The sequence below is a fragment of the Cupriavidus sp. Agwp_2 genome (assembly GCF_040784895.1).
Classification (GTDB): Bacteria; Pseudomonadota; Gammaproteobacteria; order Burkholderiales; family Burkholderiaceae; genus Cupriavidus.
Window position 1 is genome coordinate 2863501 of sequence record NZ_CP088083.1, and the last position, 25686, is coordinate 2889186.

Sequence of the window (25686 nt, forward strand, 5' to 3'; positions counted from 1 at the left end):
CTAGATTGAGTGAGCGCAGGCATCCGGCCGTTGCTTGGCTGGGCCGGACGCCGGAACGAGCGTCACTTCGCGCATCGGTAAACCCACCAATCCGCCAATGTCACCGATGCCCTGCGTCTTGATCCCCATGGCATCGTGAATCCAATGCAGTTGGACGTGGTCCTGTTGCGTACCGTCGGCAACCGCGATCGAAATGGTGTAGTCCCCATCCGCGAGGGCCGGGAACACGAAACGGAACGACGCGCGGAACCGTGTGCCAGCAGCACAAGCCATGCCTGCCGAAGCGGCAAACGTATTGGAACCGAATAACGTCTGGCCCAGGCGATCGCGTACAAAGAACCCGACGATCGGGGACTCGATGACATCATCCGCCGCCACCTCGATCTCGAACTGCACTTCGTTGTGGTGATCGACGCTAGCCAGGCGCGTGCCCGCCGCATCCCGGAATTGCGCGGCGACGATACGGGCACCACCGGCGCCAAAGTGTGCCGCGTCAGCGCGGAACGGCAAGAAGCAAACCGTTCCCAGCCCCGCGAGTTCAGACGCTTCCGCAGTAGTCTGCTTATCTGACAGGCTCGCGAGGTTACGCTCGACGTCGACGGCCTGCGCTTGCGCTTCCCGTTCGCTCCCCTGATTCGCCTCGATCATTTCGCCAAGATAGCGGTCGCATACCGCCTTGGCAGGCCCGCTGGCGATCATCCGGCCATTCTGCAACCAGACTGCGCGCGTGCACAGTGCCTTGACGGCCGCGGTGTCGTGGCTGACGAACAGCACCGTTCCCGTGCGCATGAACTCCCGCAGGAAGCGCATGCACTTCTGCGTGAAGAAGGCGTCGCCCACGGCCAACGCTTCGTCGACCACGAGAATATCGGCATCCACGTGCGCGATGACTGCGAACGCAAGTCGCACGAACATGCCACTCGAATATGACTTGACCGGCTGGTCGATGAAGTCGCCGATATCGGCGAAGGCAACGATTTTCTCGAAGCGCTCATCGACCTGCACCCGCGTCAGGCCGAGCAACTGGCCGTTCAGATAGACGTTTTCGCGACCGGTGTACTCGGGGTTAAAGCCGGAACCGAGTTCCAGCAGAGCGGCAACGCGACCACGCGTGGCGACCTCCCCCTGAGTCGGGTTCAGCGTGCCGCAGATGATCTGCAGCAGCGTGCTCTTCCCCGAGCCATTGCGCCCGATGATGCCGACGGTCTCGCCACGATCTACGTGAAAGGAGATGTCGTCCAATGCATGAAAGTCACGTGCGCGTGCGGCAGCCGCACAGCGCAAGCGCTGCTTCGGGGCGGCGCTTGGGATCATACGCGCCGCCAGCGAAAAGAGCCCCTGGACGAGCCTGTCCTTCGGCCTGTCGTAGATACGAAAGACCTTGGAGACGCCCTTGACCGAGATAGCGTGATCAGAGGACATCGGCAAAACCTCGGCGGATTCGCTGGAAGCAGAAGAAGCCGGACCAGCAGAACAATGCGGCGATGCCCATATAGGCACCCCAATGGGCCCAATTGAGTGACTCGCCCCAGAACAGCACATTGCGCGCCTGCTCGATCGGGAACGTCAGCGGATTTAATTGCGCCACCTTCTGCCAGCGCGGCGACAGCGCATGCAGCGGGAAAAAGATCGGCGAAAGGAACATGAGCGCCGTGATCAGGATGTTAATGGTCTGGGCAATATCGCGCAGATAGACACCGAGCGCCGCCAGCCACCAAGTGGCGCCGAGCACGAACAGCAGGTAGGGAAACACGAGCACCGGCAACTGTAACGCAGTGGGCGGCACCAAGCCTTTTACAAACAATTCGAATGTCAGCAACACCGTTACGCTAACACACGCATGAAACAATGCCGAGCCAAGAATCGTCACCGGCAGGATTTCCAGGGGGAAGACCACCCGCTTGACGTAGTTGGCATTCCCTATGATCAGGGACGGCGCCCGGCTGATGCATTCCGCGAAAATATTGAACAGGATCAGCCCGGCGAACAGCAGAATAGCGAATTCCCCCCGCGTCGCGCTGCTATCGCCCCAGCGGGCCTTGAAGATCTCGCTGAAGACGAAGGTATAAACTGCCAGCATCAGCAGCGGCGTCACCAAAGACCAGGCGACTCCCATCACGGAGCCACGATAGCGCCCAACTGCCTCGCGCTTGGTCAGATCGAGAATCAGGGAGCGGTTGGCGATCAGCGATCGTAAGATTTCTTGTGGAGAGCCGCGATATGCCTGCATCGTTAATACCCAATGTGTGAAGTAAAACGCCTGAACATCAAGCGAATACTTCAGCAAGCGCCAGCGACTTACCTTCCTTGTCTTTCTGCGACACCAGCGGTTCGCCTTCGACGGGCCACGCGATGTTCAACGTCGAATCGTTCCACACGATGCTGCGCTCGTGTTCCGGGAACCAGTAATCCGTCGTCTTGTACAGAAATTCGGCCGACTCGGAGGTCACCACGAAGGCGTGTCCAAAGCCTTCTGGCACCCACAGTTGTCGCTTGTTCTCCGCAGACAGCGTCACGCCGACCCACTGACCGAACGTCGGCGAAGACTTGCGCAGGTCGACGGCGACATCGAACACTTCGCCGGATACCACGCGTACCAGCTTCCCCTGCGGGTGCTGGATCTGGTAATGGATGCCGCGCAACACTCCCTTCGCGGAACGCGAATGGTTGTCCTGCACGAAGGTGCGCTCAACGCCCGTCGCTTCCGCGAACTGCTTGGCATTGAAGCTTTCGAAGAAGAAGCCGCGCGCATCGCCGAACACCTTCGGCTCCAGGATCAGGACTTCGGGAATCGCGGTGCGGATGACGTTCAGGCTCATTTGATGGCTTCCGTGATGATCTGCTGCAGGTACTTTCCGTAGGCGTTTTTGCACAGCGGCGCTGCCAGTTCCTCGACGTGCTCGGCGGTGATCCAATGGCTGCGGAAGGCAATTTCCTCAGGACACGCGACCATCAGCCCCTGCCGGTTCTGTAGTGTGGCAATGAAGCTGGCGGCTTCGAGCAGTGAATCGTGCGTGCCCGTGTCCAGCCAGGCGTAGCCGCGGCCCATGATCTCGACGTCGAGCTGTCCCTTTTGCAGGTACTGCTTGTTGACGTCGGTGATCTCGAGCTCACCGCGTGCCGACGGCTTGATGTCGGCGGCGATATCGCAGACCTGGTTGTCGTAGAAGTAGAGGCCCGTCACCGCGTAGTTCGAACGAGGCTTGAGCGGCTTCTCCTCAAGCGACAACGCGCGGAAGTTCTCGTCGAACTCGACCACGCCGTAACGCTCCGGATCGTGGACGTGATAGGCGAACACGGTGGCGCCGTCATTTACGCTGGCAGCACGCGTCAGCTGGCTGACGAGGTCGTGACCGTGAAAGATGTTGTCGCCCAGGATCAACGTGGACGGATCGTTGCCGATGAAGTCGCGGCCGATGATGAACGCCTGGGCCAGGCCGTCCGGTGACGGCTGCACCGCATACTGCAGATTCAGACCCCACTTGCTGCCATCACCCAGCATGTCGCTAAAGCGAGGCGTGTCTTCCGGCGTCGAGATAATCAGGATGTCGCGAATCCCCGCCAGCATTAGCGTGGAAAGCGGATAGTAGATCATCGGCTTGTCGTAGACCGGCAGCAGTTGCTTCGATACCGATCGCGTGATCGGGTACAGGCGGGTACCGGATCCGCCAGCGAGAATAATGCCCTTGCGCATGATGACTGTCAGGTAAGGATCTGGTCGAGCAGGTGATGCACACCGTCTCGCCAATCCGGGAGATGGATACCGAAGGTGTCGCGCAGCTTCGATGTGTCGAGCCGCGAATTGGACGGCCTGGGCGCCGGCAGCGGGTAGGCGGTGGCCGGGATCGCTTCGATCGCGGCCGGGTCGACCTTCAATTCGATGCCCAGCGCTGCGGCATAGACCAGCACTTCAGTGGCATAGCCGTGCCAACTGGTTTCACCAGCGGCGGCGAGGTGGTAGATGCCGAACGGAAAGGCGTCGCGATCGGTGGTGAGCCAGCGACGGGCGACGATCTGGGCGGTGACGTCAGCGATCAGGGATGCGCAGGTTGGGGCGCCAACCTGGTCGACAATCACGCGCAGCGCGTCGCGCTCGCGACCCAGGCGCAGCATGGTCTTGGCGAAATTACCGCCATGCTGGCCGGCGACCCAGCAGGTGCGGAGCACCAGCGCATTCGCGCCGCTGGCGAGCACAGCCTGTTCGCCAGCGAGCTTGCTCTTGCCATAGACGGATTGCGGATTGACGGCATCGTTTTCGACGTAGGCGCCGTCCTTGGTGCCGTCGAAGACATAGTCGGTCGAATAGTGGACCAGCAGGCTGCCGAGCGCCCTTGCCTCCTCTGCAAGGATGCCGGGTGCGGTGCCATTGATGGCAAAAGCCAGATCCGCTTCGGTCTCAGCCTTATCGACTGCCGTGTAAGCCGCGGGGTTAACAATCACGTCGGGCCGGAAGTCACGCATTACACGACGGAGTTCGTCCGGATGCGACAAGTCGCAGCCAGTACGATCCATTGCAACCACATTTCCCAGCGGTGCAAGGCTCCGGCGCAGTTCGAACCCGACTTGCCCGTTGCTGCCCGTTACGAGAATGGTCGGAACCGCCCGCTTACGCTGCATATTGCTTCGCCACCCAATGCCGGTAATCGCCGGACATCACGTCCTGCACCCACGCCTGGTTATCCAGATACCACTGCACCGTCTTGCGCATCCCGGACTCAAATGTCTCAGCCGGCTTCCACCCCAACTCACGCTCCAGCTTGCGAGCATCGATGGCATAGCGACGGTCATGTCCCGGACGATCTTTCACGAACGTGATCTGGTCGCGGTAGGAACCGGTGGCCTTGGGACGCAGTTCGTCGAGCAGGTCGCACAGGGTGTGCACCACGTCGAGATTGGTCTTTTCGTTCCAGCCGCCGACGTTGTAGGTTTCACCCAGCTGGCCTCGTGCCAGCACTTCACGGATGGCGGAGCAGTGGTCCCGCACGTACAGCCAGTCGCGCACGTTTTGCCCGTCGCCATAGATCGGCAGCGGCTTGCCGCCGAGCGCATTGGCGATGATCAACGGGATCAGCTTTTCCGGGAAGTGGTATGGGCCGTAGTTGTTCGAACAGTTCGTCGTCAGGACCGGCAGGCCATACGTGTGGTGGTACGCGCGTACCAGATGATCCGAGGCTGCCTTGGATGCCGAGTATGGGCTATTGGGCGCGTACGGCGTAGTCTCCGAGAACTGGGGATCGGCCTCACTCAGCGAGCCGAACACCTCATCAGTGGAGACATGGAGGAAGCGGAAGTCAGACTTGGCCTGCCCTTCCAGAGTGCCCCAATAAGCGCGAGCCGCTTCCAGCAGCGTGAAGGTACCAACGATATTCGTCTGGATGAACTCGCCCGGACCATGGATGGACCGGTCTACATGGCTTTCCGCCGCGAAGTGCACCACAGCACGCGGCTTGTACGTAGCAAAGAGTTTGTCCAGTGCCTCCCGGTCACAAATGTCCGTTTGCGAGAACACGTGCCTCGGATCGTCCTCGACCGACGCCAGCGTCTTCCGATTGCCTGCATAAGTGAGCTTGTCGACGTTGATGACCCCATCCGCCGATTTGTCGCCCAGCCATGCCAGAACGAAATTGGCGCCAATGAAACCAGCGCCCCCAGTGACCAAAATATGGGACAAAACTTGCTCCTTGCCTCGATATGTTTCGACGACCCGACAAAAGCCGAGCGCCCACCTTGTCCTCTTCCAGGACGGCGGGGCGTTAAGTGCCTGCAGAAGTGGCGGTATTCTATCCGACGGAATGGTCTAACTTACTGCCCCACCCCCGCTTTTTGTTGCCTCATGTAACCGAGCCACGGTATATCGGTCACAAAACTACAAATAGAAGCGAAATAGTTGCTCAGATTCTCAATGACCAAGACTTACGTACCCGATACGCCACATTTCGCCATCGGCGACCTTCAAGGCTGCATGCCGTCCCTCTCTACCCTGCTCACCAAGCTCGGCGAGCAGCCTACCCTCCGCTTTGTCGGTGACCTCGTCAACCGCGGCCCTGCATCTCTGCAAACCCTTCGCACCATCCATGCCATGGCTCCCCGCGCCGAAATGGTCCTCGGCAACCATGACATCCACCTGCTTGCCGTAGCCGCCGGCGTCCGCAAGAAAGGCAAGTCCGATACTCTGGACGACATCCTCGCTGCGCCCGATTGTGAGGACTTGCTCACCTGGCTCCGCCACCGCCCCTTGGCTCTGCTCGAAAACAACTTCCTCCTAGTCCACGCCGGCGTCCTCCCCCAATGGACTGCCACCCAGGTCATCGACCTCGCCCAGGAAGTCGAAGAGCAACTCCAGGGACCCAACTGGCAAGGCTTCCTCGCCGATATCTTCGGCAATGCCGCCAACCGCTGGCACGACGGCCTGCGGGGCATCGAACGGCATCGCGTGGTGGTCAATGCACTTACCCGACTGCGCTATTGCACCGTCGATGGCGTGATGGACTTCAAGACCAAAGAAGGGCTCGGCAAGGCGCCGGATGGCTTTTTGCCGTGGTTCGATGTGCCGGGACGGCGCACCGGGGATGTGACCGTGGTGTGCGGGCACTGGTCGACGCTGGGCCTGGTGATGCGGCCGGACCTGATGGCGTTGGATACCGGTTGCGTCTGGGGCGGCAAGCTGACGGCTGCGCGCATGGCGGCGGATCCGGCCGAGCGGACCGTGGTCCAGGTCGATTGCCCGCAATATTGTGATCCGTTGGCCTGAGGCGCAATCCCGCGTTGGCGGGGAGGACAATCGCGCTAGCTGATGGCAGCGGAGGCAGCTTCGGGCCTGGCGGCAGGCTCGGCCGGCTGATTCAGCCGGTCGACCGTTGCCACTGCCTCGTTGCTGGCGCCCTGGGCGAGATGCCCGACCACCTCGCGGGCGGCGTCTGCCAGTTCGCGGCGGCCGGCGGAGGCCGGCGCCAGTGCCGGGCCGATGACGAGCCGGGCCCTGATGCGCGGGGCGCGCAGGACGGCGTTAAGTGACTGCAGCAGCGTGGTGTCGTCGATGTAGGCGGCCGCCAGCGTCGGTTGCCCGGTGGCGGCGTCCAGGTAGTTCAGGCCGACCGGCTGCACCGGCAGGCCGCCGGAAATCGGGGCCTGCATCAGGTTGGCGTGAAACGGCAGTACCCTGGTGCCGTCGGTGGTGGTGCCCTCGGGGAACACGCCGACCAGGTCGCCCTGCAGCATGACGTCGGTGATGTCGTGCAGGACCCGGTGGGCGTCGCGCTTTCGCGCCCGTTCGATGAAGATGGTGCCGGTCTTGTCGCACAGCCAGCCAATCAGCGGCCAGGCGCGGATCTCTGACTTGGCAACGAACCGCACTGGCTGCCAGCTATGGATCACATAGATGTCCAGCCACGAGATATGGTTGGACACCACCAGCGCGCCCTGGCGCGCGGCACCGTGTGGAGCCTCGCCGCGGATGTCGACGACCTCGACCTCCACGCCGCAGATGCGCAGCAGCCGCCGCGACCAGCGCCGGATGTGCCAGGCGCGCGACCGCGCGCCCAGCCACGGGAACAGCACCGCGCAGGTCAGCAGCCCGCGCAGCAGGTGCAGCACCAGCGCCGTCTTGCGCAGCCAGATCATGCGCTGGCGTGGTTGCCGTTACCGTTGCCGTAGACGATCTGGCCGCCGACCAGCGTCATCCGCACCTTGCCTTCCATCTCGTAGCCGAGCCACGGCGTGTTCTTGCCCTGGCTCTTGATCGAGCGGCGGTCGACCTTCCACACCTGCCTGGGGTCGAACACGCAGACATCGGCGGCGGCGCCGGCGGCCAGCGTGCCGGCCTTCAGGCCACTCACGCGTGCGGGCTCGGAGGTGATGCGGGCCAGCGCCTGAGCCAGCGGGACCTTGTGCTCGGCGGCCCAGCGCAGGGTCAGCGGCAGCAGCAGTTCCAGGCCGGTGGCGCCGGGGGTGGCTTCGGCGAAGGGCAGCAGCTTCTCGTCGTCGTCCACGGGGGTGTGGTCGGAGCACAGCGCGTCGATGGTGCCGTCGGCCAGCGCGGCGACGATGGCGTCGCGGTCGCGGGTGCTGCGCAACGGCGGCGAGAAGCGCATCTGGGAGTTGAAGTAGCCGATATCCATGTCGGTCAGCGAGACGTGGTGGATATTGACGTCGCAGCTGACCGGCAGGCCTTCGCGCTTAGCCTGGCGCACCAGTTCCAGCCCGGCGGCGGAGGACAGGCGGCACAGGTGCACACGGGCGCCGGTGGAGCGCATCAACTCGAAGATGGTGTGCAGTCGCACGGTCTCGGCGATCACGGATACGCCGGACAGGCCGAGGCGCGATGCGACCGCGCCGCTGGCGGCTACGCCGCCGCCCAGGAACGGGTCTTCCGGGCGCAGCCAGACCGTGAAGCCGAAGGTCTGCGCGTACTGCAGCGCGCGCAGCAGCACCTGGGTGTTGCGCACCGGCTGCTCGGCCTGGCTGAAGCCGACGCAGCCGGCTTCAGTCAGCTGGTTCATTTCGGTCAGCACTTCGCCTTTCAGCCCCAGTGTCAGCGCGCCCAGCGGGTAGACGTGGGTCTGGTTCAGCGTGCGGGCGCGGAACTTGAGCATCTCGACCAGGCCCGGCTCGTCCAGCACGGGGTCGGTGTCGGGCGGGCAGATCAGGCTGGTGACGCCTCCGGCAGCGGCTGCGACGACTTCGGATTCGAGGGTGGCCTTGTATTCGTAGCCGGGCTCGCGCAGGCGCGCGGACAGGTCGACCAGGCCGGGGCACACGATCAGGCCCTTGGCGTCAACGACCTTGTTGGCGGTGAAGTCCGCCGGGGCGCTGCCGACGCCGACGATCTTGCCGGCGGCGAGATAGAGGTCCTGCACGGCATCGGTGTTGCTGGCGGGGTCGATCAGGCGGCCGCCCTGGATGTGAATCTTCATAGCTTGGCTTGTCGTATCGGTCGTGTCGCTTGGCGTGTTCGGTAGGTCTTGGCTATGCCGCATCGTTGTCAGTCGTTGTTCCCGGCCACGATGCCCATCACCGCCATGCGCACGGCGATGCCGAAGGTCACCTGGTTCAGGATCACGGACTGCGGGCCGTCGGCCACGGCGGAGTCGATCTCCACGCCGCGGTTCATCGGGCCCGGGTGCATCACGATGGCGTCGGGCCTGGCCAGTGCCAGGCGCTCTGGTGTCAGGCCGTAGGCCTTGAAGTATTCCTGCGCCGACGGCAGCAGCGCGCCGCTCATGCGCTCGTTCTGCAGCCGCAGCATGATGACCACGTCGACGCCCTTGAGGCCCTCTTCCATGTTGTGGAAGACGCGCACGCCCATCTGCTCCAGGCCAGACGGCAGCAGCGTGCGCGGGCCGATGGCGCGCACTTCGGGCACGCCCAGCGTGGTCAGCGCGTGGATGTCGGAGCGAGCCACGCGCGAGTGCAGGATGTCGCCGACGATGGCCACCGTCAGCTTGGTGAAGTCCTTCTTGAAGTGCCGGATCGTGTACATATCCAGCAGACCCTGTGTCGGGTGCGCATGGCGGCCGTCGCCGGCGTTGATCACGTGCACGTGCGGCGCGACGTGCTCGGCGATCAGGTAAGGCGCACCCGAGCTGGCATGGCGCACCACGAACATGTCGGCGGACATGGCCGACAGGTTGTTGATGGTGTCGAGCAGCGACTCGCCCTTGCTGGTCGACGAGGCGTTGATGTTCAGGTTGAGCACGTCCGCCGACAGCCGCTTGGCCGCGATCTCGAAGGTGGTGCGGGTGCGGGTGGAGTTCTCGAAGAACAGGTTGAACACGCTCTTGCCGCGCAGCAGCGGCACCTTCTTGACATCGCGGTCTGAGTCGGACAGCGATACGAACTGGCTGGCGGTGTCGAGGATGTGCGTGATCATGTCACGCGACAACCCCTCGATCGACAGCAAATGCTTCAGTTCGCCATTCTTGGTGAGCTGCGGGTTGCGGAACGTCTTGGTCATGGCAGGTCGGGCGCGGGCAAAAAACGGGGTGGTCTGGTCTCGTGGCAGGCGCCAGGCGCGCGCTACAGCGTAATGCGGCGCCTGGCTGACAACGCCGGCTCAGCTGGCGGCGGTATCGGTAGGTTCGGTGGCGAAGGCGAAGCGCGCGTCGGCGCCCTCGCCCTGGCGCGACAGCACCAGCGTCGTGCCGCGCGGCAGTTCGATGTCCGCGGCCACGAGGTCAGCGGCAATCGGCAGCTGGCGCCCGCCGCGGTCAGCCAGCACGCCCAGCGCCACGCGCGCCGGACGGCCGTAGTCGAACAATTCGTTGACGGCGGCGCGGATGGTGCGGCCGGTGGCCAGCACGTCGTCGATCAGCAGGATGTTGCGGTCTTCCACGGCGAACGGCAGCGTGGTCGACTGGGCCTGGCTGTGCAGGCCTTTCTTGGCGTAGTCGTCGCGATGGAAGGCAACGTTGATCACGCCATGCTCGGGCAGATTCAGGTCCTTGGCCAGGCGCGCGGCGATCCACGCGCCGCCGGAATGGATGCCTGCCACCGACCAGCGTTCACGCTCGGCGTCGGGGATCAGGGCGCGGGCCTGGTCCAGCAGCTTGCGGTACAGCGACTCGGCGTCGGGTGCGGAAATCTGCGTCATAGCGGGAATTGGTCGAAATACTGTTGCAGGATGATGCGCGCGGCTTCGGCGTCGAGTTCGCCGCGGCGCGCGCCGGCCATCGAGGCGGCGCGCGAGGAATAGCGCTCGTCCACCCATTCCACCGGCAAGTCGAAGCGTCCGTTGAGCTGGTTGCCGAAGCGCCGCGCCAGCCGCATCATCGGCTGCTCGCCGCCTTCCGGGTTGACCGGCATGCCGACGATCAGCTGCACCGGGTTCCACGCCTGGATCAGTTCGCCGACGGCCTCGAAGCGGCCTTCAACGGTGATATTGGGGAGGATGGTCAGCGCACGCGCCTCGCGCGTGATGAAATTGCCCAGCGCGACGCCGATCTTTTTCTCGCCGTAGTCGAATGCCAGGACCGTGCCGTCGCGGGGCAGTTCGCGCCCCACGGCGTCAGGCATGCCCGGCCTCGCCCGACAGCATGTTGACGTCGACGCCCAGCAGGCCGATGGCCGCGGCAAAGCGCCCTTCCGGTGGCACGCTGAAGATGATCTCGGGATCGGCCAGAACGGTCAGCCAGCCGTTGCGGCTGAGTTCTTCTTCCAGTTGGCCGGCACCCCAGCCGGAATAGCCCAGCGTCAGCAGGAAGCGATGCGGCCCGCTGCCATTGGCCACGGCTTCCAGCACGTCCTTGGAGGTGGTCATCTCCAGCCCGCCCGGCACCGCCAGCGAGGAGACATAGACGCCGACCGGGTCGTGCAGCACGAAGCCGCGCTCGGTCTGCACCGGGCCACCGAAGTAGACGGGCTGGTGCGCCACCGGCTGGATTTCAAGCTTGAGGTCGATCTTGTCGAACAGCGTGGCCATGTCGATGTCGATGGGCCGGTTGATCACCAGCCCGAGCGCGCCACGCTCGTTGTGTTCGCAGATATAGACGACGGAACCCGAAAAGGTCGGATCGGCCATGCCAGGCATGGCAATCAGGAACTGATTGGTCAGATTGATGGGTGCTTCGGGCTTCGCCATGCCTTGCATTTTATCAAATCGCCGGGGGTCTTCCGGAAAAGATTGGCGGGCGTTGCAGTGCAGCAATGGGCGCCCGCGCGGGCCGCTTGCCGGGAGTTACGGACCGATGATACGGCCTTCCTTCATGCCTTGCGGGTCAGCGCCGCGAGTTCGTCCGCCGTGAGCCAGCGCCATTCCCCTTCCGCCAGCTCCGGCTCCAGCTGCAGGCTGCCGATGGCGCTGCGGTGCAGGGCGTTCACGTGGTTGCCAGCCGCGACGACCATGCGCTTCACCTGATGGTACTTCCCCTGCAGCAAGGTCAGCCGGAGGCTGTGTTCGCCAGTGATCTCACAGGCTTCTGCAGCGATCGGCGCCGGTTCGTCCAGCAGCTGCACCCCGCTGACAAGCGCGTGCACCTGTTCCGGCGTGACCGGCTCCGCAGTCGTCACTTCATAGACCTTGGGCACCTTGCGCTTGGGCGAGGTCTGGGCGTGGATGAACTGGCCGTCGTCGGTCAGCAGCAGCAGACCGGTGGTGTCATGGTCGAGCCGGCCCACGGCCTGGACCTCGCGCTGGCGCAGCGGCACCGGCAGCAGGTTATAGACGCTGGGATGGTGGCGCGGGCGCTGCGAGCACTCATAGCCAGCGGGCTTGTTCAGGATCAGGTAGGCCTTGGTGCAGGCGATCCATTCCTCGCCGTCGACGGTCAGGCGCAGGCCGTCCACCTCGAACTGGGCGCGCGGATCGTCGCAAGGCTCGCCGTTGACTTCGACCAGCCCGGCGGCGACCAGGTCGCCGCAGTAGCGGCGGGTGCCGAAGCCCTGGGATTGAAGAATGCGGTCGAGTGTCATGTGCTTCGTTGCTGTAATCGTTGGTTGGGTGGCGGGTCGTGCCGAACCGTTATGTTAGGGTATTGGCGCGACGCACCCCCGCGACAGCCGTTTTCCGGCATATTCCGACATTTCCCGGCATCATTGCGCGCATTCCTTCGACTCCGTCAGGCAGCGAGCATGCAGCCAGCAGACCCTTCGGCATCGGGCCGCAAACCTTACCGGATCGGCCAGGATTTCGAGCGCGGCCTGGTCTGGTTCCGGCGCGACCTGCGCGCCAGCGACCACGCGGCGCTGCATTATGCCCTCAGGCATTGTGCCCGGGTATGGTGTGTCTTCGTGTTCGATCGCGACATCCTCGACCCGCTGCTGGCGCGCGGCCTGCAGGCGGACCGGCGCGTCGAGTTTATCCTCGATTCGGTGCGGGAGCTGGCCGACACGCTGGCCGCGGCAGGCGGCGGGCTGATCGTGCTGGACGACCGCGCTGTCGACGCCGTTCCCGCGCTGGCGCAAGCGCTGGACGTCCAGGCGGTCTTTGCCAACCACGACTACGAACCTGCCGCCAGTGCCCGCGATGACACCGTGCGCCAGGCGCTGGCGGCACAGGTACGCCTGCTGTTCACGTTCAAGGATCAGGCCATCTTCGAGCGCGACGAGGTTCTGAACGGCCAGCGCAAGCCGTTCTCGGTGTTCACGCCGTACAAGAATGCCTGGCTGCGGACGGTGCAGCCGTTCGACCTGCGCCCGTATCCGATCGACCCGTACCTGCACGCGCTGGCGCCGGTGCCAAAGGCGTATCGCAAGCCGTTGCCGACGCTCGAACAGGTCGGCTTCCGCACCAGCAACCTCGCCGAGATCGCCATGCCGACCGGCACTGCGGGCGCGCAGGCCCTGTTCGAAGAATTCACCGAGCGCATCGGCGACTACGGCCGCCGCCGCGACTACCCTGCCCTGCGCGGCCCCAGCTACCTGTCGGTGCACCTGCGCTTCGGCACCATCTCGATCCGCACGCTGGCTCGCACGGCGCACGAGGCCGTGCTGCGCGGCGGCGCCGACAGCGCGGGCGCGGCGGTCTGGTTGTCGGAGCTGGTCTGGCGTGATTTCTATTTCATGATCCTGCACCACCATCCGCAAGTGGCCGACGGCGCCGCCTTCCACCCGGCCTACGACAAGATCCGCTGGCAGGACGGCGAAACCGGCGAGCGCTATTTCCGCGCCTGGTGCGATGCGGCCACCGGCTATCCGCTGGTCGATGCCGCCATGCTGCAGATCCGGCAGAGCGGCTATATGCACAACCGGCTGCGCATGGTCACGGCCAGCTTCCTGGTCAAGGACCTTGGCGTGGACTGGCGCCGCGGCGAGCAGTACTTTGCCGACCAGCTCAATGACTTCGATTTTTCCGCCAACAACGGGGGGTGGCAATGGGCGGCATCGACCGGCTGCGACGCGCAGCCGTGGTTCCGCATCTTCAACCCGGTAACGCAGTCGCAAAAGTTTGACCCCCAGGGCCGCTTTATCCGCAAATACCTGCCGCAGCTGGCGGCGTTACCGGACAAATACCTGCATGCGCCATGGACAGCGCCCGACAATGTGCTGGCCGACGCCGGCGTGCGGCTGGGCGAGGACTACCCGCGTCCGCTGGTGCAGCACGACGTGGCGCGCAAGGAAACGCTGGCGCGGTATGGGGTGGTGAAGGAAGCCGGCAAGCGCAGCGTGGCCGGCATGGTGCAGGAAGATCCGGACGACTGAACGCCCGGCATTGCGGCAGCGGCTGCCCGCTTGCTCAGGCCGCCAGCATCGCACTTTCGCGATAGTGCCGCTGCGCGTCCTCGAAGCGCTCGGTTTCCTCGAACAGCCGGGCCAGCGCCAGGTGCGTGCGCACGCGCAGCCGGCGCTGCTGGTCGATATCGGCGTATTTCAGCGCGCGCTCGAAGCTGGACTGGGCCTTGCCCCACAGCTTCTCGCCCAGGCACAGCACGCCCAGCGTGTAGTAGAGGTCGGCATCGGCCGGATGCGCGGCCAGCCATTTTTCGGCCTGCTGGATCTGCGGCAATGCGTGGCCGGGCACCGCGCAGTCGGCGTAGCGCAGCACCAGGCGGCTGTCCCAGTTGACCTTGAGCGCGTCCTCGACGATGCGGCGGGCTTCGTTCTGCCGGCCCAGCGCGGCAAAGTAGCGCGCGGCGGGTTCGGCGATGCGCGTGGCGCGGCGCTCGTCGGCGGACAGCGAGCGCCAGAATTCACCGAGGGCGTCGGCATCGTGGCGGCGCTCGTCGAGCATGGCCTCGACCGCCATCTGCTTTAGCCGCAGCGCCAGCACCGGATGCAGCGCGTTGCGCTTCTCCAGCGAACGCGCCAGGCGCAGCACCTCGGACCAGTTTTTCAGGTGCTGGTGCGCGCGCAGCGCGATGCGCTGCACGTGGATCTGGCGTCCGCCCTGCGCCTGCAGCTGGGCGATGGTTTCCAGCGCGCCGTCGGCATCGCGGGCGTCGACCAGCAGCTCGGCCATCGACACCAGCCGGGCCTGCTCGCGCTCGGGGTCGGTCACCTGCGACATCCAGGCATCGCGCCGTTCGGTCTCCTGCATCCGGTGCGCGGCGCGCGCGCCGATCAGTGCCGCGGTCTGGGCCTGGTCGTCCCACGACTGGGCCTCGCGCGCGCAGCGCTCGGCGCGGGCAAAGCGGCCGGCGAACAGGTTCTCGATCGATTCGCGCAGCGCCGCCTGCGCCTTGTTCATGCGGCTGCGCTCGCGGTAGGCGGCGGCGCGGCGGGGCATGTCGCCCAGATGGCGGATGGTGGACATCACCGTCCAGACCACGAAGAACACCAGCAGCAGCAAGGCCAGCGCCAGGTTCAGCGACAGCTCGACACGGTAAGGCGGATAGAACAGCACCACATTGCTGTGGTTGAACTGCGTGAACAGCGCCAGCCCGACGGCGCCGCCGAACAGGACCGCAACCCAGAACAGAAGGCGCATTGGGCTTACTCCTTCTTCAGGGCGTGCAACGCGCCCAGGCTCTCGGACATGGTCGGCAACTGCACCGTGACCGCGCCCGCCTGTGCCTGCCTGAGCAGGGTCAGCACGCCCTGCACGCGGCGCGACTTGGTGTCGAAATACCGGCCGATCATCGCCTGCGCGGCTGCGAGGTCGTTACGGAACACCGCCTCGTTGCGCGACAGCAGCGCCAGCCGCGCATTGAGCAGGCGCAGCTTGACGTTCTCGCGCAGGAACCAGCCCTGGTCGCCGGACAGCAGCAGCGCCTCGGCATCGTCGACCTTGCGGATGCGGACGACCTGGGCCATTTCTTCGCGCAGGTAATTCCACAAACGCGAGAACCAGCCGTTGGTGGTGCCAGCGGCCGCGGGGGCGCTGGCCGCGCCCTTGCCGGCAGCGGCATCCTTGCGGGCATCGGCCTCGGTGCGTTCGAGCATGCGTTCGCTGGATAGCAGCGGCAACGCATCGATCTGGTTGATGGCTTCGTCCAGCTTGATCGCGGCGCCGGTCAGGTCGGTGTCGGGCACGGCCTTCATGCGCGCGATGTCGCGGGCAATGGCACGGCGCAGCAGGTTGTATTGCGGCTTGTCGGTGCGCGCCAGGCGGGCGTCGGCGCTTTGCAGCGCGGCCAGCGCGACCTGCACGTTGCCGGTCAGCTGCAACTGCTGGCCAGCGTTGGTCAGCAGTTGCTGGATCTCGGCGATTTCCCAGTCGTCGCGGTTGCGCATCAGGTCCTGGTAGACCTGCTCCAGCGCCACCTGCTTGTCGCGGGTCTCGCCGACCTGGTTTTCGAGCGCGCCGACCTTGGCCTGCAGTTCCTTGACGGTGTCCTGCGCATTGCGCGTCAGCACGCGCGACTCCTGCACCAGCGCATCGTTGCTCTGCTGGCGCCGGGCGAGTTCGCCGGTCAGGTGGTCCACGCGCTGCTGCAGCCACCAGAAGCCGCCGGCAGTGGCCACCACCAGCACGGCCACCAGGGCCCACAGCGCCGCTGGCTTGCGCACGGCGGCAGGATGGCCGGCGGCGGACGCGGAAGCGCCAGGGCCCGGAGCGGGCGCGGAGGCCGCCGAAGCTGCCGAAGCCGCGGAAGGCGGCGGCGTAGCGGAGGAGGACGTGGTTTCTTGCGTCACGCGTTCGACCTTCGTTGACGTTGCAGGGACTGTGACAGCCAGCGCGAGCGCCGGTGCCTCGGCGCGCGCCGGGCTGGTGTCTGTTCTAGCGCTGGCGTGGCCCGCTCCGGACGAACCGGACGCTCCGGCCATGCCCGGCACGGCGGCCACCGGAGCCGGATGCGGCACCGGACCGGCGTGGGCATCGGCCCATTGCCGGCACGCCACGAGCAGGCCGGCATCGCCCGGCGCGGCGCGCAGGATATGGCTGAAGCCCAGTGCCAGCGCTTGTTCGGCGATTCTCGCATGCGGCGCGATGCACTGCACCTGCCTCAAGCCTGCATTTTCCTGCGGCGACAGGTGTTGACGCGCGAGCGTATCGAGGTTACGCACCGCCTCGGAGCTGGTCAGCAGCCATACATGGGGCGGCGCGCCGGCCTGCAGGCTGTCGCGCACGGCCTGCCACTGCATCGCGCCAGGCTCCGGCAGCGTGCGCCGGTAAGCCTCGACGGCCTCGACCACGGCACCGGCCTCGCGCAGGCGGTCGCCGAGCCAGTCGCGGCCGCCGTTGCCGCGGACGATCAGGACTGGCTTGCCGGCGAGCGTGGCGGGATCGAGCCGGGCCCAGAGCGCCTCGGAATCGAAGCGTGGGCCGTCAGCGTCGTGGGTGGCGTCGTGATTGGAACCGTGATTGCCATTGTCGCCGGCATCGCCGATGTCACCGGCCCCCTGCCCGTTGGTGGCGGCGCCAGCCGGCGCGATCACCCGGCAGGCGGGCGGCGCAATGCCGCGCTCGGCCAACGCAGCTACGCTGGCCGGGCCAACCACGGCCGCCGGCACCTGCGCCGGCCATTGCGCCGTGGCGACACCCTGCACGCCGGCCAGCGCATCCAGCGCATAGGCGATGGCGTTGGGACTGACAAAGACCACCAGCGCAAACTGCTCCAGCCGCGCCAATGCCGCGCGCAGCGGCGCGTCGTCGGCGGCCGGGCCGATCGCCAGCAGCGGAAAGCTGAGCACGTCGAGACCCGCGGCCTGCAGCGCCTCGGTCAGTTGCCGGGACTGCCCGGCGGGTCGTGTGACAACGACGGTCGGGCGGGGCATCGGGCAGCCTCAGGCGGGTGCTTGCGTGCCGGAGGAGCCGGCTGCCGGATCGGCGAGCGCGGCGAGAATCGCTTCAGCGCCCTGCGCCAGCAGGTCGCGCGCGCAAGCCTGGCCGAGGGCTTCCGCGGCAGCCAGGTCGGTGGCCGGGCCGGCAACGGCGGCGCGCAGCCCGCGCGTGCCGTCGGGCATCCCGACAAAGGCGTCGAGCTTGAGCTGGTCACCGTCCCAGTGCGCGTGGGCCGCCAGCGGCACCTGGCACGAACCGTTCAGCATGCGCGCCACGGCGCGCTCGGCGGCCACGGCCAGCAGCGTCGGCTGGTGGTTGAGCGGAACCAGCCAGGCGGCCAGCTCGGGGCGATTGGACGGGATCTCGATGCCCAGCGCGCCCTGCCCGGCGGCGGGCAGCGAGGCCTCGACCGGGATCAGCGCGCGGATGCGGTCGCCCATGCCCAGGCGCTTGAGCCCGGCGGCAGCCAGGATGATGGCGCCGTATTCGCCGCGGTCGAGCTTGCCGAGCCGGGTGTCGAGGTTGCCGCGCAGCGGCTTGACCACCAGGTGCGGATAGCGGCTGCGCAGCAAGGCTTCGCGGCGCAGGCTGGAGGTGCCGACCACGGTCCCGGGCGGCATCTCGTCGAGCGAGGCAAAGCTGTTCGAAACCAGCGCGTCGCGCGGATCCTCGCGCTCCATCACAGCGGTCAGCGCAAAGCCGGGAGGCAGCTCCATCGGCACATCCTTGAGCGAATGCACCGCCAGGTCCGCGCGGCCTTCGTCCATCGCGAACTCCAGTTCTTTGACAAACAAACCCTTGCCGCCGACTTTCGACAGCGTACGGTCTAGAATCTGGTCTCCGCGCGTGGTCATGCCAAGAATAGACACGTCGCACGCGGGATAGTATTGTTGCAATGCAGCACGCACATGTTCAGCCTGCCACAGGGCCAGACGGCTCTCGCGGGAGGCAATGACGAGCTTTTGCGGAAGGTTGCTAGACACGACAGCGGTAGAGGAAGACGGGATGGCGGATGCTTGCATCCGTGAATGGTAGCACGCGACCCAATAGCCCCTCCGCACCAATATAGATAAGCAGACGAGGAGATTGCATGACGCAGCACGCTGCGCGCCCCACCGGCCGCAAGACCGCTTCGGGCCCATCGAGTGCATCGGCCGCGAAGGACCCGGCCGCCGGATCGGGTGAAGCAAACGGCGCATCCGCCACCAAACCGACCCGCGCGGCCCGCCGCAGCGGCACCGAAGGCAGCAGCGGCACCAGCGGCACCAAGCCGCGCACCGCCAAGCGCGTCACCAAACCCCAGCTTTCCATCGTGTCGAGCAACGGAACCACTATCGCGGCCGCTGCCGGCCGCCGCACCCCCGACAAAGACCTGCCGCTGCGCGAGGACATCCGCTTCCTGGGCCGCCTGCTGGGCGAATGCCTGCGCGAGCAGGAAGGCGACGCCGCCTTCGAGGTGGTCGAGACCATCCGCCAGACCGCGGTGCGCTTCCGCCGCGAGAACGACCGTGCCGCCGGCGCCGAGCTGGACCGGCTGCTCAAGCGCCTGTCGCGCGACCAGACCAACCAGGTGGTGCGCGCGTTCAGCTATTTCTCGCACCTGGCCAATATCGCCGAGGACCAGCACCACAACCGCCGCCGCCGCGTGCATGCGCTGGCCGGCTCGCCGCCGCAGGCCGGCAGCCTGCAGCACGCGCTGGAAAAGATTGACGCCGCCGGCGTGACCGGCAAGCAGCTGCGCAAGTTCCTGGACGAAGCGCTGATCGTGCCGGTGCTGACCGCGCACCCGACCGAAGTCCAGCGCAAGAGCATCCTGGACGCCGAGCGCGAGATCGCCCGCCTGCTGGCCGAGCGCGACCTGCCGACGACCGCGCGCGAGCGCGAGCACAATACCGCTCAGCTGCGCGCCAAGGTCACCACGCTGTGGCAGACCCGCATGCTGCGCGACGCGCGCCTGACGGTGGCCGATGAGATCGACAACGCGCTGTCTTACTACCGCACCTGTTTCCTGCGCGGCATCCCGCAGCTGATGACGGAGCTGGAAGAAGACATTGCCGCGGTGTTCCCGACCACGCGCAAGCGCAAGGGCTCCCCGGGCACGCAGCCGGCACCGCTGGCGCCGTTCCTGCAGATGGGCTCGTGGATCGGTGGCGACCGCGACGGCAATCCCAACGTGACCGCCGAGACCCTGGAGCATGCCTCCAGCCAGCAGGCCCAGATGATCCTCGACTGGTACCTGGATGAAGTCCATGCGCTGGGCGCCGAACTGTCGATGTCGACGCTGATGGTCGACGCCAGCCCTGAGCTGCTGGCGCTGGCCGAGCGCTCGCCCGACCATTCCGAGCACCGTGCCGACGAGCCGTACCGCCGCGCGCTGATCGGCATCTACGCGCGCCTGGCCGCCACCTGCAAGACGCTGACCGGCCACGCCGCGCCGCGCCGCCCGGTGGCGCCGGCCGAGCCCTACGACAGCGCCGAGGCCTTCGCCGCCGACGTGCAGCTGGTGATCGACTCGCTGCGCGAAAACCACGGCCAGGCGCTGGCAGGCGCCCGCATCGACGCGCTGGCGCGTGCCATCGGCGTGTTCGGCTTCCACCTGGCGTCGGTCGACATGCGCCAGGTGTCGGACGTGCATGAGGCCGTCATCGCCGAGCTGTTCGCCGCCGCCGGCATCGCCCCGGACTACGCCGCGCTGTCCGAGCAGCGCAAGCTGGAACTGCTGCTGGCCGAGCTGCGCCAGCCGCGCCTGCTGACGCTGCCGTGGCACGAGTACTCCGAGCAGACCCGCAAGGAGCTGGCAATCTTTGCCGCCGCGCGCGAGCTGCGCAAGCGCTACGGCAAGCGCATCGCGCGCAACTACATCATCTCGCACACTGAGACGCTGTCTGACCTGGTCGAGGTCATGCTGCTGCAGAAGGAGTCCGGCATGCTGCAAGGCACGCTGGGCAGCAAGACCGACCCGGCGCGCATGGAGCTGATGGTGATCCCGCTGTTCGAGACCATCGAGGACTTGCGCAACGCCGCCGGCATCATGCAGTCGCTGCTGGACCTGCAAGGCTTCGATTCGGTGATCGCGCACCATGGCGTCGAGCAGGAAGTGATGCTCGGCTACTCGGACTCCAACAAGGACGGCGGCTTCCTGACCTCCACCTGGGAGCTGTACAAGGCCGAACTGGCGCTGGTGCAGCTGTTCGAGGAGCGCAAGGTCAAGCTGCGCCTGTTCCATGGCCGCGGCGGCACCGTCGGCCGTGGCGGCGGCCCGACCTACGACGCGATCCTGTCGCAGCCGCCGGGCACTGTGAACGGCCAGATCCGCCTGACCGAGCAGGGCGAGATCATCAACAGCAAGTTCGCCAACGCCGAGATCGGCCGGCGCAACCTGGAGACGGTGGTCGCCGCCACGCTGGAAGCATCGCTGCTGCCGCAGCAGAACGCGCCCAGGGACCTCGACATGTTCGAGGCGGTGATGCAGCAGCTGTCGGACCGCGCCTTCTCGGCCTATCGCGACCTGGTCTACGAGACCCCGGGCTTCAAGGATTACTTCTTCGCCACCACGCCGATCACCGAGATCGCCGACCTGAACCTGGGTTCGCGTCCGGCCTCGCGCAAGCTGATGGACAAGAAGCACCGCCGCATCGAAGACCTGCGGGCAATCCCGTGGGGCTTCTCGTGGGGCCAGTGCCGGCTGCTGCTGCCGGGCTGGTACGGCTTCGGCAGCGCGGTGAAGGCGTTGCTGGACAGCGCGCCGGACGACAAGGCACGCAAGTCCGCCGTCACCACGCTGCGCCGCATGGTCAAGACCTGGCCGTTCTTCTCCACGCTGCTGTCCAACATGGACATGGTGCTGGCCAAGACCGACCTGGCGGTGGCTTCGCGTTATGCACAACTGTGCGATGACGCGGCGCTGCGCCGCACCGTGTTCAACCGCATCAGCAAGGAATGGCACCTGACCAGCGAGATGCTCGCGCTGATCACCGGGCACCAGGACCGGCTGGCGGACAACCCACTGCTGGCGCGCTCGATCAAGAACCGTTTCGCCTACCTGGATCCGCTGAACCATTTGCAGGTGGAACTGCTGAAGCGCTACCGGGCGGGCAAGGACGGGGACGATATCCGCGTACGGCGGGGCATCCACCTGACCATCAACGGGGTGGCGGCGGGGCTGCGCAATACGGGCTGACGGCAATCGCGGGACCGCCGGTTTGCTCCCCTCTCCCATCAATGGGAGAGGGGAGCAAACAATCGGCAAATCCTTGCCGCTTCAGCCAACAAACGCCCCCGGCACCGGGTCCTCACCCAGCGCATGCAGCAGGATCGCCCAGTGCATGGCCTCGTCCCCGAGGATGCTGCCGGCGGCCCGGGTCAGCTCGCGGTTGTGGAAGTTCGGCAGCACACCCAGGTAGGCGGCGGTCGCGCCCTTCTCCAGTCCCGCGGCAAAGCGCAGCACATCGGCCTGGTTCTTCAGGCTCTCGGTCGGAAACTTGTATTCCGACGCTTTCTTCGCCATCACCGGCGTGCCCCCCAGCTTCGACACCGTCCCGGCCAGCACCTGCGCATGGGCCTTGTGGTGGTCCTGGAACTTCACCGCGGTGGTCAGCACCGGCTTCTGCAGCAGCCCGCTCTCCGCGCCGACCTGGTAGGCGGCGATCGCCTGGTATTCCAGCCCCAGCGCGGTATTCAGGATATTGATGTCGTCCCTGGTGCTGCCCGACTGCGTCTGCGCCCACGCCGGCATCGACTCGCCGAGCGTGATGACGGCCAGCGAGCCGAGCGCGAACAGGCCGGGCGCCTTGAGCAAGCCGCGCCGGCGGGCATCCGGCAGCGTGATGATGGTTCCGGCCTCGCGCGCGGGCTTCTGTGACATGCGGTCCATGGTGTTCTCCTGTGAGGGATGACAACGCGGCGCCCCGTTTGGCCGGGGTGCCTGGCTTGCGCCTGTCACTTCTACGCACGCGCCGCGCGTTTGGATGCGGCGCTACCTATAATCCGGCAAAGCTCCCTTGCAAGGACCCGTCCCGGTGCCGTCTTCCCCCCAGCCGTCCTATGCCGCGCCCGCCGGTCCCGATCGGCTGGAGGCGCTGCTGCAGGCCGTGGCGGTGGGCGACCGCCAGGCACTGCGCGGCCTCTATGACCTCACCGCAACGAAACTGTTTGGCCTCGCGCTGCGTATCACTGGCAGGCGCGATCGGGCGGAGGATGTCGTGCAGGAGAGCTTTATCAGTATCTGGCACCACGCCGGCGACTACCGGCCGCACCTGGCCGCGCCGATGACCTGGATGACAGCGATCGTGCGCAACCGGGCGCTCGACAGCCTGCGCCGCGCTGCCGCGGCGCGCGTGTCGCAAACCGTTGAGCTGGAAGAAGACCTGGGCGAGTGGCTGGCCGACGACGCCGCCGGCCCCGCCGAACTGGCCGATGCCAGCCAGCAGGCGCGCGCGCTGAACCGCTGCCTGCAACGGCTGGAGCAGGCGCAGCGGCAGGCCATCGTGCTGGCCTACCTGCAGGAGCTGAGCCACGCTGAGCTGGCGGCGCGGCTGCGCGTGCCGCTGGGCACGGTCAAGTCCTGGGTCCGCCGCGGCCTGGAACGGCTGCGCCACTGCATGGAGGCGGCAACATGAAGCTGGCCGCCCATCCCGAACTGCTCGACCGCCTCGCCGCCCAGTACGCGCTGGGCGTGCTGCGCGGTGGCGCGCGCCGGCGCATGGAACACCTCGCGCGCGAAGAGCCGGCGGTGCACGCCGCCATCCTGCGCTGGCAGGACCGGCTGGCCGGCGTGTCCGAGTTGCAGGCGACGGCAGAACCGGTCGACAAGGTCTGGTGCGGCATCGAAGCCCGGCTGGGCTGGAAGCCGCCCGTCGAACGTCCGGCTACGGTGCAGGCGGCCTCACCGGTTGCCTCACCGGCTGCCTCACCGGCGGCCGGCTGGTGGCAGCGGCTTTGGTCGACCCCGGTGTTCTGGCGCGGCGCGGCGGCGGCAATGGCCGTGGTGACGGTGCTGTCGATCGGGATTGGCATGCATGGGGCGCAGCAGCGCGAGGCCGCGCCAGCCGCGGTCATCGCCGTGCTCAATGACGACCAGGCCAGGCCCGCCATGCTGGTGTCGTGGGACGCGAGCGCACGCAGCCTGATCGTGCGTCGCCTGGATCACATTAAGCTGAGCGAACAGCAGGTGCTGCAGTTGTGGGCACTGCCCACCGACGGCAAGCCGCGCTCGCTCGGCGTGATCGGACGGGCGCCGCAGGCCCGCCTGGCGATGGCCGCGGCCCCCGCCGCGGTGCCGGCCCTGGCGGTCAGCATCGAGCCCACCGGCGGCTCGCCCAGTGCCGACGGGCCGAGCGGCCCGGTGGTGTTCAAGGGGCCTGTGCTCCACAACCCGCTGTAACGGCGCCGGGCCGGTGCCGCCATGCCCCCCGCGGACGATATAATCGCCCTTTTCCAAAATCTCCAATTCGCTTGCGCCCGCCGACGCTCATGCGCCGGCCGCCCGCGGCGAGCCACTGCAGCCGACGTCCATGTCCACCTCCCAACTTGCCAAGAAAGGCGAAGCCTGGTCCGCCCGCTTCTCCGAACCGATGTCCGACCTGGTGAAGCGCTACACCGCCTCGGTGTTCTTCGACAAGCGCCTGGCCCTGTTCGACATCCAGGGTTCGCTGGCCCACGCGGCCATGCTGGCCAGGCAGGGCATCATCGCCGAGGCGGACCGCGCCGAGATCGAGCGCGGCATGACGCAGATCCGCGGCGAGATCGAGGCCGGCAGCTTCGAGTGGAAGCTGGACCTGGAAGACGTCCACCTGAATATCGAGGCGCGCCTGACCGCGCTGGTGGGCGATGCCGGCAAGCGCCTGCACACCGGCCGCTCGCGCAATGACCAGGTTGCGACCGACATCCGCCTGTGGCTGCGCAGCGAGATCGACAACATCATCGGCCTGCTCGGCGCGCTGCGCGTGTCGCTGCTGGACCTGGCCGACCAGAACGCCGACACCATCCTGCCGGGGTTCACCCACCTGCAGGTCGCGCAGCCGGTCACTTTCGGCCACCACCTGCTGGCTTACGTGGAAATGTTCACCCGCGATGCCGAGCGCATGGCCGACTGCCGCAAACGCGTCAACCGCCTGCCGCTGGGCGCCGCCGCGCTGGCCGGCACCAGCTACCCGATCGACCGCGAGTTCGTGGCGCAGCAGCTGGGCTTTGACGGCGTCTGCCGCAACTCTCTGGACGCCGTGTCGGATCGCGACTTCGCCATCGAGTTCTGCGCCGCCGCCGCGCTGGTGATGACGCATGTGTCGCGCTTCTCGGAAGAACTGGTGCTGTGGATGAGCCCGCGCGTGGGCTTTATCGACATCGCCGACCGCTTCTGCACCGGCAGCTCGATCATGCCGCAGAAGAAGAATCCGGACGTGCCCGAACTGGCGCGCGGCAAGACCGGCCGCGTCAACGGCCACCTGATCGGCCTGCTGACGCTGATGAAGGGCCAGCCGCTGGCGTACAACAAGGACAACCAGGAAGACAAGGAGCCGCTGTTCGACACGGTCGATACCGTCGTGGACACGCTGCGCATCTTCGCCGACATGGTGCCGGGCATCACCGTCAAGCCGGAAGCGATGCGCGCCGCCGCGCTGCAGGGCTACGCCACCGCCACCGACCTGGCCGACTACCTGGTCAAGAAGGGCCTGCCCTTCCGCGACGCCCATGAGGCCGTGGCCCACGCCGTGCGTGCCTGCGACAGCCGCCAGTGCGACCTGGCCGACCTGACCGTGGCCGAGCTGCGCGACGTGTCCGGCCTGGGCGACAAGGCCGCGCTGATCGGCGACGACGTGCACACCGTGCTGACGCTGGAAGGCTCGGTCGCCGCGCGCAACCATATCGGCGGCACCGCGCCGGACCAGGTGCGCGCGGCCATCGCTGCAGCCCGCGCCGCGCTGTAAATGCCAGACTGCACGCTGTAAGTTTCGCGTAAGTTTTACGCAAGAAAAAGTCACCGTGGCGCGAGCCCGGTGGCTTTTTTCATTGGCGCTACCCGCTTTGGCGCAATCTCGCCATCGTCCGTAGGTAGTAGCCCCTAGCGCCTCCACTTTTTGTTACAGATAAAC

General features: G+C 66.5%; 23 protein-coding genes. 6 read left to right on the top strand and 17 right to left on the bottom strand.

Features of this window, described 5'->3' with window-relative positions:
• Genes LPA45_RS13415 through rfbB form a run of 6 tightly spaced genes read right to left on the bottom strand, consistent with a single transcriptional unit; the run spans position 1 to position 5671 of the window.
• Positions 1–1422 (bottom strand): ABC transporter ATP-binding protein, encoded by a 1422-nt coding sequence (locus LPA45_RS13415; RefSeq protein WP_116317918.1) that lies wholly within the window; start codon positions 1420–1422, stop codon positions 1–3.
• A complete protein-coding gene (locus tag LPA45_RS13420; protein ID WP_116317919.1) occupies positions 1412–2230 on the bottom strand; it encodes an ABC transporter permease in 819 nt (272 codons plus the stop codon). Before LPA45_RS13420 ends, LPA45_RS13415 begins: the two co-directional genes overlap by 11 nt.
• A gap of 37 nt (positions 2231–2267) precedes the next feature.
• A complete protein-coding gene (rfbC, locus tag LPA45_RS13425; RefSeq protein ID WP_116317920.1) occupies positions 2268–2819 on the bottom strand; it encodes a dTDP-4-dehydrorhamnose 3,5-epimerase in 552 nt (183 codons plus the stop codon).
• Entirely contained in the window at positions 2816–3694 is an 879-nt protein-coding gene (gene rfbA / locus LPA45_RS13430; RefSeq protein WP_116317921.1) for a glucose-1-phosphate thymidylyltransferase RfbA, read from the bottom strand. The genes rfbC and rfbA overlap by 4 nt, the downstream gene beginning before the upstream one ends.
• An 8-nt stretch (positions 3695–3702) precedes the next feature.
• The gene (rfbD, locus tag LPA45_RS13435; RefSeq protein WP_116317922.1) at positions 3703–4617 is read right to left on the bottom strand and encodes a dTDP-4-dehydrorhamnose reductase; all 915 of its coding nucleotides are present in this window, start codon (positions 4615–4617) and stop codon (positions 3703–3705) included.
• Positions 4607–5671 carry a dTDP-glucose 4,6-dehydratase gene (rfbB, locus tag LPA45_RS13440; protein ID WP_116317923.1) on the bottom strand — a complete coding sequence of 355 codons (1065 nt, stop codon included), beginning with the start codon at positions 5669–5671 and terminating at the stop codon, positions 4607–4609. Before rfbB ends, rfbD begins: the two co-directional genes overlap by 11 nt.
• 231 nt (positions 5672–5902) lie before the next feature.
• Between rfbB and LPA45_RS13445 the strand changes: the two genes are divergently transcribed.
• Positions 5903–6751, top strand: a complete 849-nt coding sequence (locus LPA45_RS13445) for a symmetrical bis(5'-nucleosyl)-tetraphosphatase (protein WP_367394595.1) — start codon at positions 5903–5905, stop codon at positions 6749–6751.
• A 35-nt stretch (positions 6752–6786) separates the two neighbouring features.
• Here the strand turns inward: LPA45_RS13445 and LPA45_RS13450 are convergent, their stop codons facing one another.
• The 7 genes from LPA45_RS13450 to LPA45_RS13480 form a co-directional block, all read right to left on the bottom strand.
• Positions 6787–7620 (bottom strand): lysophospholipid acyltransferase family protein, encoded by an 834-nt coding sequence (locus tag LPA45_RS13450; protein WP_367394596.1) that lies wholly within the window; start codon positions 7618–7620, stop codon positions 6787–6789.
• Positions 7617–8912, bottom strand: a complete 1296-nt coding sequence (locus LPA45_RS13455; protein WP_367394597.1) for a dihydroorotase — start codon at positions 8910–8912, stop codon at positions 7617–7619. Before LPA45_RS13455 ends, LPA45_RS13450 begins: the two co-directional genes overlap by 4 nt.
• A 68-nt stretch (positions 8913–8980) precedes the next feature.
• Complete coding sequence (locus LPA45_RS13460; RefSeq protein ID WP_116317927.1) at positions 8981–9952, bottom strand: aspartate carbamoyltransferase catalytic subunit; 972 nt, start codon at positions 9950–9952, stop codon at positions 8981–8983.
• A gap of 99 nt (positions 9953–10051) precedes the next feature.
• The gene (gene pyrR, locus LPA45_RS13465; RefSeq protein WP_116317928.1) at positions 10052–10588 is read right to left on the bottom strand and encodes a bifunctional pyr operon transcriptional regulator/uracil phosphoribosyltransferase PyrR; all 537 of its coding nucleotides are present in this window, start codon (positions 10586–10588) and stop codon (positions 10052–10054) included.
• Positions 10585–11010, bottom strand: coding sequence for a Holliday junction resolvase RuvX (gene ruvX / locus LPA45_RS13470; protein WP_367394598.1), 426 nt, complete (start codon positions 11008–11010; stop codon positions 10585–10587). Before ruvX ends, pyrR begins: the two co-directional genes overlap by 4 nt.
• Positions 11003–11575, bottom strand: a complete 573-nt coding sequence (locus LPA45_RS13475; protein ID WP_063240247.1) for a YqgE/AlgH family protein — start codon at positions 11573–11575, stop codon at positions 11003–11005. Before LPA45_RS13475 ends, ruvX begins: the two co-directional genes overlap by 8 nt.
• A 122-nt stretch (positions 11576–11697) precedes the next feature.
• Positions 11698–12405, bottom strand: coding sequence for a pseudouridine synthase (locus LPA45_RS13480; protein ID WP_367394599.1), 708 nt, complete (start codon positions 12403–12405; stop codon positions 11698–11700).
• A 159-nt stretch (positions 12406–12564) separates the two neighbouring features.
• Between LPA45_RS13480 and LPA45_RS13485 the strand changes: the two genes are divergently transcribed.
• Positions 12565–14133, top strand: coding sequence for a deoxyribodipyrimidine photo-lyase (locus LPA45_RS13485; protein ID WP_367394600.1), 1569 nt, complete (start codon positions 12565–12567; stop codon positions 14131–14133).
• 34 nt (positions 14134–14167) lie between these two features.
• On the opposite strand, the gene LPA45_RS13490 is transcribed toward LPA45_RS13485, so the two are convergent.
• The 3 genes from LPA45_RS13490 to hemC are packed head-to-tail and all read right to left on the bottom strand — an operon-like array spanning position 14168 to position 18618.
• On the bottom strand, positions 14168–15358 hold the full coding sequence (locus tag LPA45_RS13490; RefSeq protein WP_116317932.1) for a heme biosynthesis protein HemY: 1191 nt from the start codon (positions 15356–15358) through the stop codon (positions 14168–14170).
• A gap of 5 nt (positions 15359–15363) precedes the next feature.
• Positions 15364–17589 (bottom strand): fused uroporphyrinogen-III synthase HemD/membrane protein HemX, encoded by a 2226-nt coding sequence (gene hemDX / locus LPA45_RS13495; protein ID WP_367394601.1) that lies wholly within the window; start codon positions 17587–17589, stop codon positions 15364–15366.
• 9 nt (positions 17590–17598) lie between these two features.
• Complete coding sequence (hemC, locus tag LPA45_RS13500) at positions 17599–18618, bottom strand: hydroxymethylbilane synthase (RefSeq protein WP_367394602.1); 1020 nt, start codon at positions 18616–18618, stop codon at positions 17599–17601.
• A 68-nt stretch (positions 18619–18686) separates the two neighbouring features.
• Here hemC and ppc point away from each other — a divergent pair, with 68 nt between their 5' ends.
• Entirely contained in the window at positions 18687–21776 is a 3090-nt protein-coding gene (gene ppc / locus LPA45_RS13505; protein ID WP_367394603.1) for a phosphoenolpyruvate carboxylase, read from the top strand.
• Positions 21777–21857: 81 nt separating this feature from the next.
• Here the strand turns inward: ppc and LPA45_RS13510 are convergent, their stop codons facing one another.
• Positions 21858–22469: a ferritin-like domain-containing protein gene (locus LPA45_RS13510; protein ID WP_376790608.1), complete on the bottom strand. Its 612-nt coding sequence runs from the start codon at positions 22467–22469 to the stop codon at positions 21858–21860.
• Between the two features lie 145 nt (positions 22470–22614).
• Here LPA45_RS13510 and LPA45_RS13515 point away from each other — a divergent pair, with 145 nt between their 5' ends.
• The 3 genes from LPA45_RS13515 to argH all read left to right on the top strand — a co-directional run bounded on the left by LPA45_RS13515 (position 22615) and on the right by argH (position 25521).
• Positions 22615–23214: a sigma-70 family RNA polymerase sigma factor gene (locus tag LPA45_RS13515; RefSeq protein ID WP_317919853.1), complete on the top strand. Its 600-nt coding sequence runs from the start codon at positions 22615–22617 to the stop codon at positions 23212–23214.
• On the top strand, positions 23211–23978 hold the full coding sequence (locus tag LPA45_RS13520; RefSeq protein ID WP_367394604.1) for an anti-sigma factor domain-containing protein: 768 nt from the start codon (positions 23211–23213) through the stop codon (positions 23976–23978). Before LPA45_RS13515 ends, LPA45_RS13520 begins: the two co-directional genes overlap by 4 nt.
• A 130-nt stretch (positions 23979–24108) precedes the next feature.
• Positions 24109–25521, top strand: coding sequence for an argininosuccinate lyase (gene argH, locus LPA45_RS13525; RefSeq protein ID WP_116317938.1), 1413 nt, complete (start codon positions 24109–24111; stop codon positions 25519–25521).
• Positions 25522–25686 lie beyond the last annotated feature (165 nt).

Excerpts from the sequence above, each read along its gene's own strand:
- LPA45_RS13485 (WP_367394600.1), top strand. The coding sequence starts at position 12,565 with ATGCAGCCAGCAGACCCTTCGGCATCGGGCCGCAAACCTTACCGGATC.
- ppc (WP_367394603.1), top strand. The coding sequence starts at position 18,687 with ATGACGCAGCACGCTGCGCGCCCCACCGGCCGCAAGACCGCTTCGGGC.
- LPA45_RS13475 (WP_063240247.1), bottom strand. The coding sequence starts at position 11,575 with ATGGCGAAGCCCGAAGCACCCATCAATCTGACCAATCAGTTCCTGATT.
- LPA45_RS13480 (WP_367394599.1), bottom strand. The coding sequence starts at position 12,405 with ATGACACTCGACCGCATTCTTCAATCCCAGGGCTTCGGCACCCGCCGC.
- hemDX (WP_367394601.1), bottom strand. The coding sequence starts at position 17,589 with ATGCCCCGCCCGACCGTCGTTGTCACACGACCCGCCGGGCAGTCCCGG.
- rfbD (WP_116317922.1), bottom strand. The coding sequence starts at position 4,617 with ATGCAGCGTAAGCGGGCGGTTCCGACCATTCTCGTAACGGGCAGCAAC.
- LPA45_RS13420 (WP_116317919.1), bottom strand. The coding sequence starts at position 2,230 with ATGCAGGCATATCGCGGCTCTCCACAAGAAATCTTACGATCGCTGATC.
- hemC (WP_367394602.1), bottom strand. The coding sequence starts at position 18,618 with ATGCAAGCATCCGCCATCCCGTCTTCCTCTACCGCTGTCGTGTCTAGC.
- ruvX (WP_367394598.1), bottom strand. The coding sequence starts at position 11,010 with ATGCCTGACGCCGTGGGGCGCGAACTGCCCCGCGACGGCACGGTCCTG.
- LPA45_RS13450 (WP_367394596.1), bottom strand. The coding sequence starts at position 7,620 with ATGATCTGGCTGCGCAAGACGGCGCTGGTGCTGCACCTGCTGCGCGGG.
- rfbC (WP_116317920.1), bottom strand. The coding sequence starts at position 2,819 with ATGAGCCTGAACGTCATCCGCACCGCGATTCCCGAAGTCCTGATCCTG.
- LPA45_RS13445 (WP_367394595.1), top strand. The coding sequence starts at position 5,903 with ATGACCAAGACTTACGTACCCGATACGCCACATTTCGCCATCGGCGAC.
- LPA45_RS13490 (WP_116317932.1), bottom strand. The coding sequence starts at position 15,358 with ATGCGCCTTCTGTTCTGGGTTGCGGTCCTGTTCGGCGGCGCCGTCGGG.
- argH (WP_116317938.1), top strand. The coding sequence starts at position 24,109 with ATGTCCACCTCCCAACTTGCCAAGAAAGGCGAAGCCTGGTCCGCCCGC.
- LPA45_RS13415 (WP_116317918.1), bottom strand. The coding sequence starts at position 1,422 with ATGTCCTCTGATCACGCTATCTCGGTCAAGGGCGTCTCCAAGGTCTTT.
- pyrR (WP_116317928.1), bottom strand. The coding sequence starts at position 10,588 with ATGACGCAGATTTCCGCACCCGACGCCGAGTCGCTGTACCGCAAGCTG.
- LPA45_RS13520 (WP_367394604.1), top strand. The coding sequence starts at position 23,211 with ATGAAGCTGGCCGCCCATCCCGAACTGCTCGACCGCCTCGCCGCCCAG.
- rfbA (WP_116317921.1), bottom strand. The coding sequence starts at position 3,694 with ATGCGCAAGGGCATTATTCTCGCTGGCGGATCCGGTACCCGCCTGTAC.
- LPA45_RS13510 (WP_376790608.1), bottom strand. The coding sequence starts at position 22,469 with ATGGACCGCATGTCACAGAAGCCCGCGCGCGAGGCCGGAACCATCATC.
- LPA45_RS13460 (WP_116317927.1), bottom strand. The coding sequence starts at position 9,952 with ATGACCAAGACGTTCCGCAACCCGCAGCTCACCAAGAATGGCGAACTG.
- LPA45_RS13455 (WP_367394597.1), bottom strand. The coding sequence starts at position 8,912 with ATGAAGATTCACATCCAGGGCGGCCGCCTGATCGACCCCGCCAGCAAC.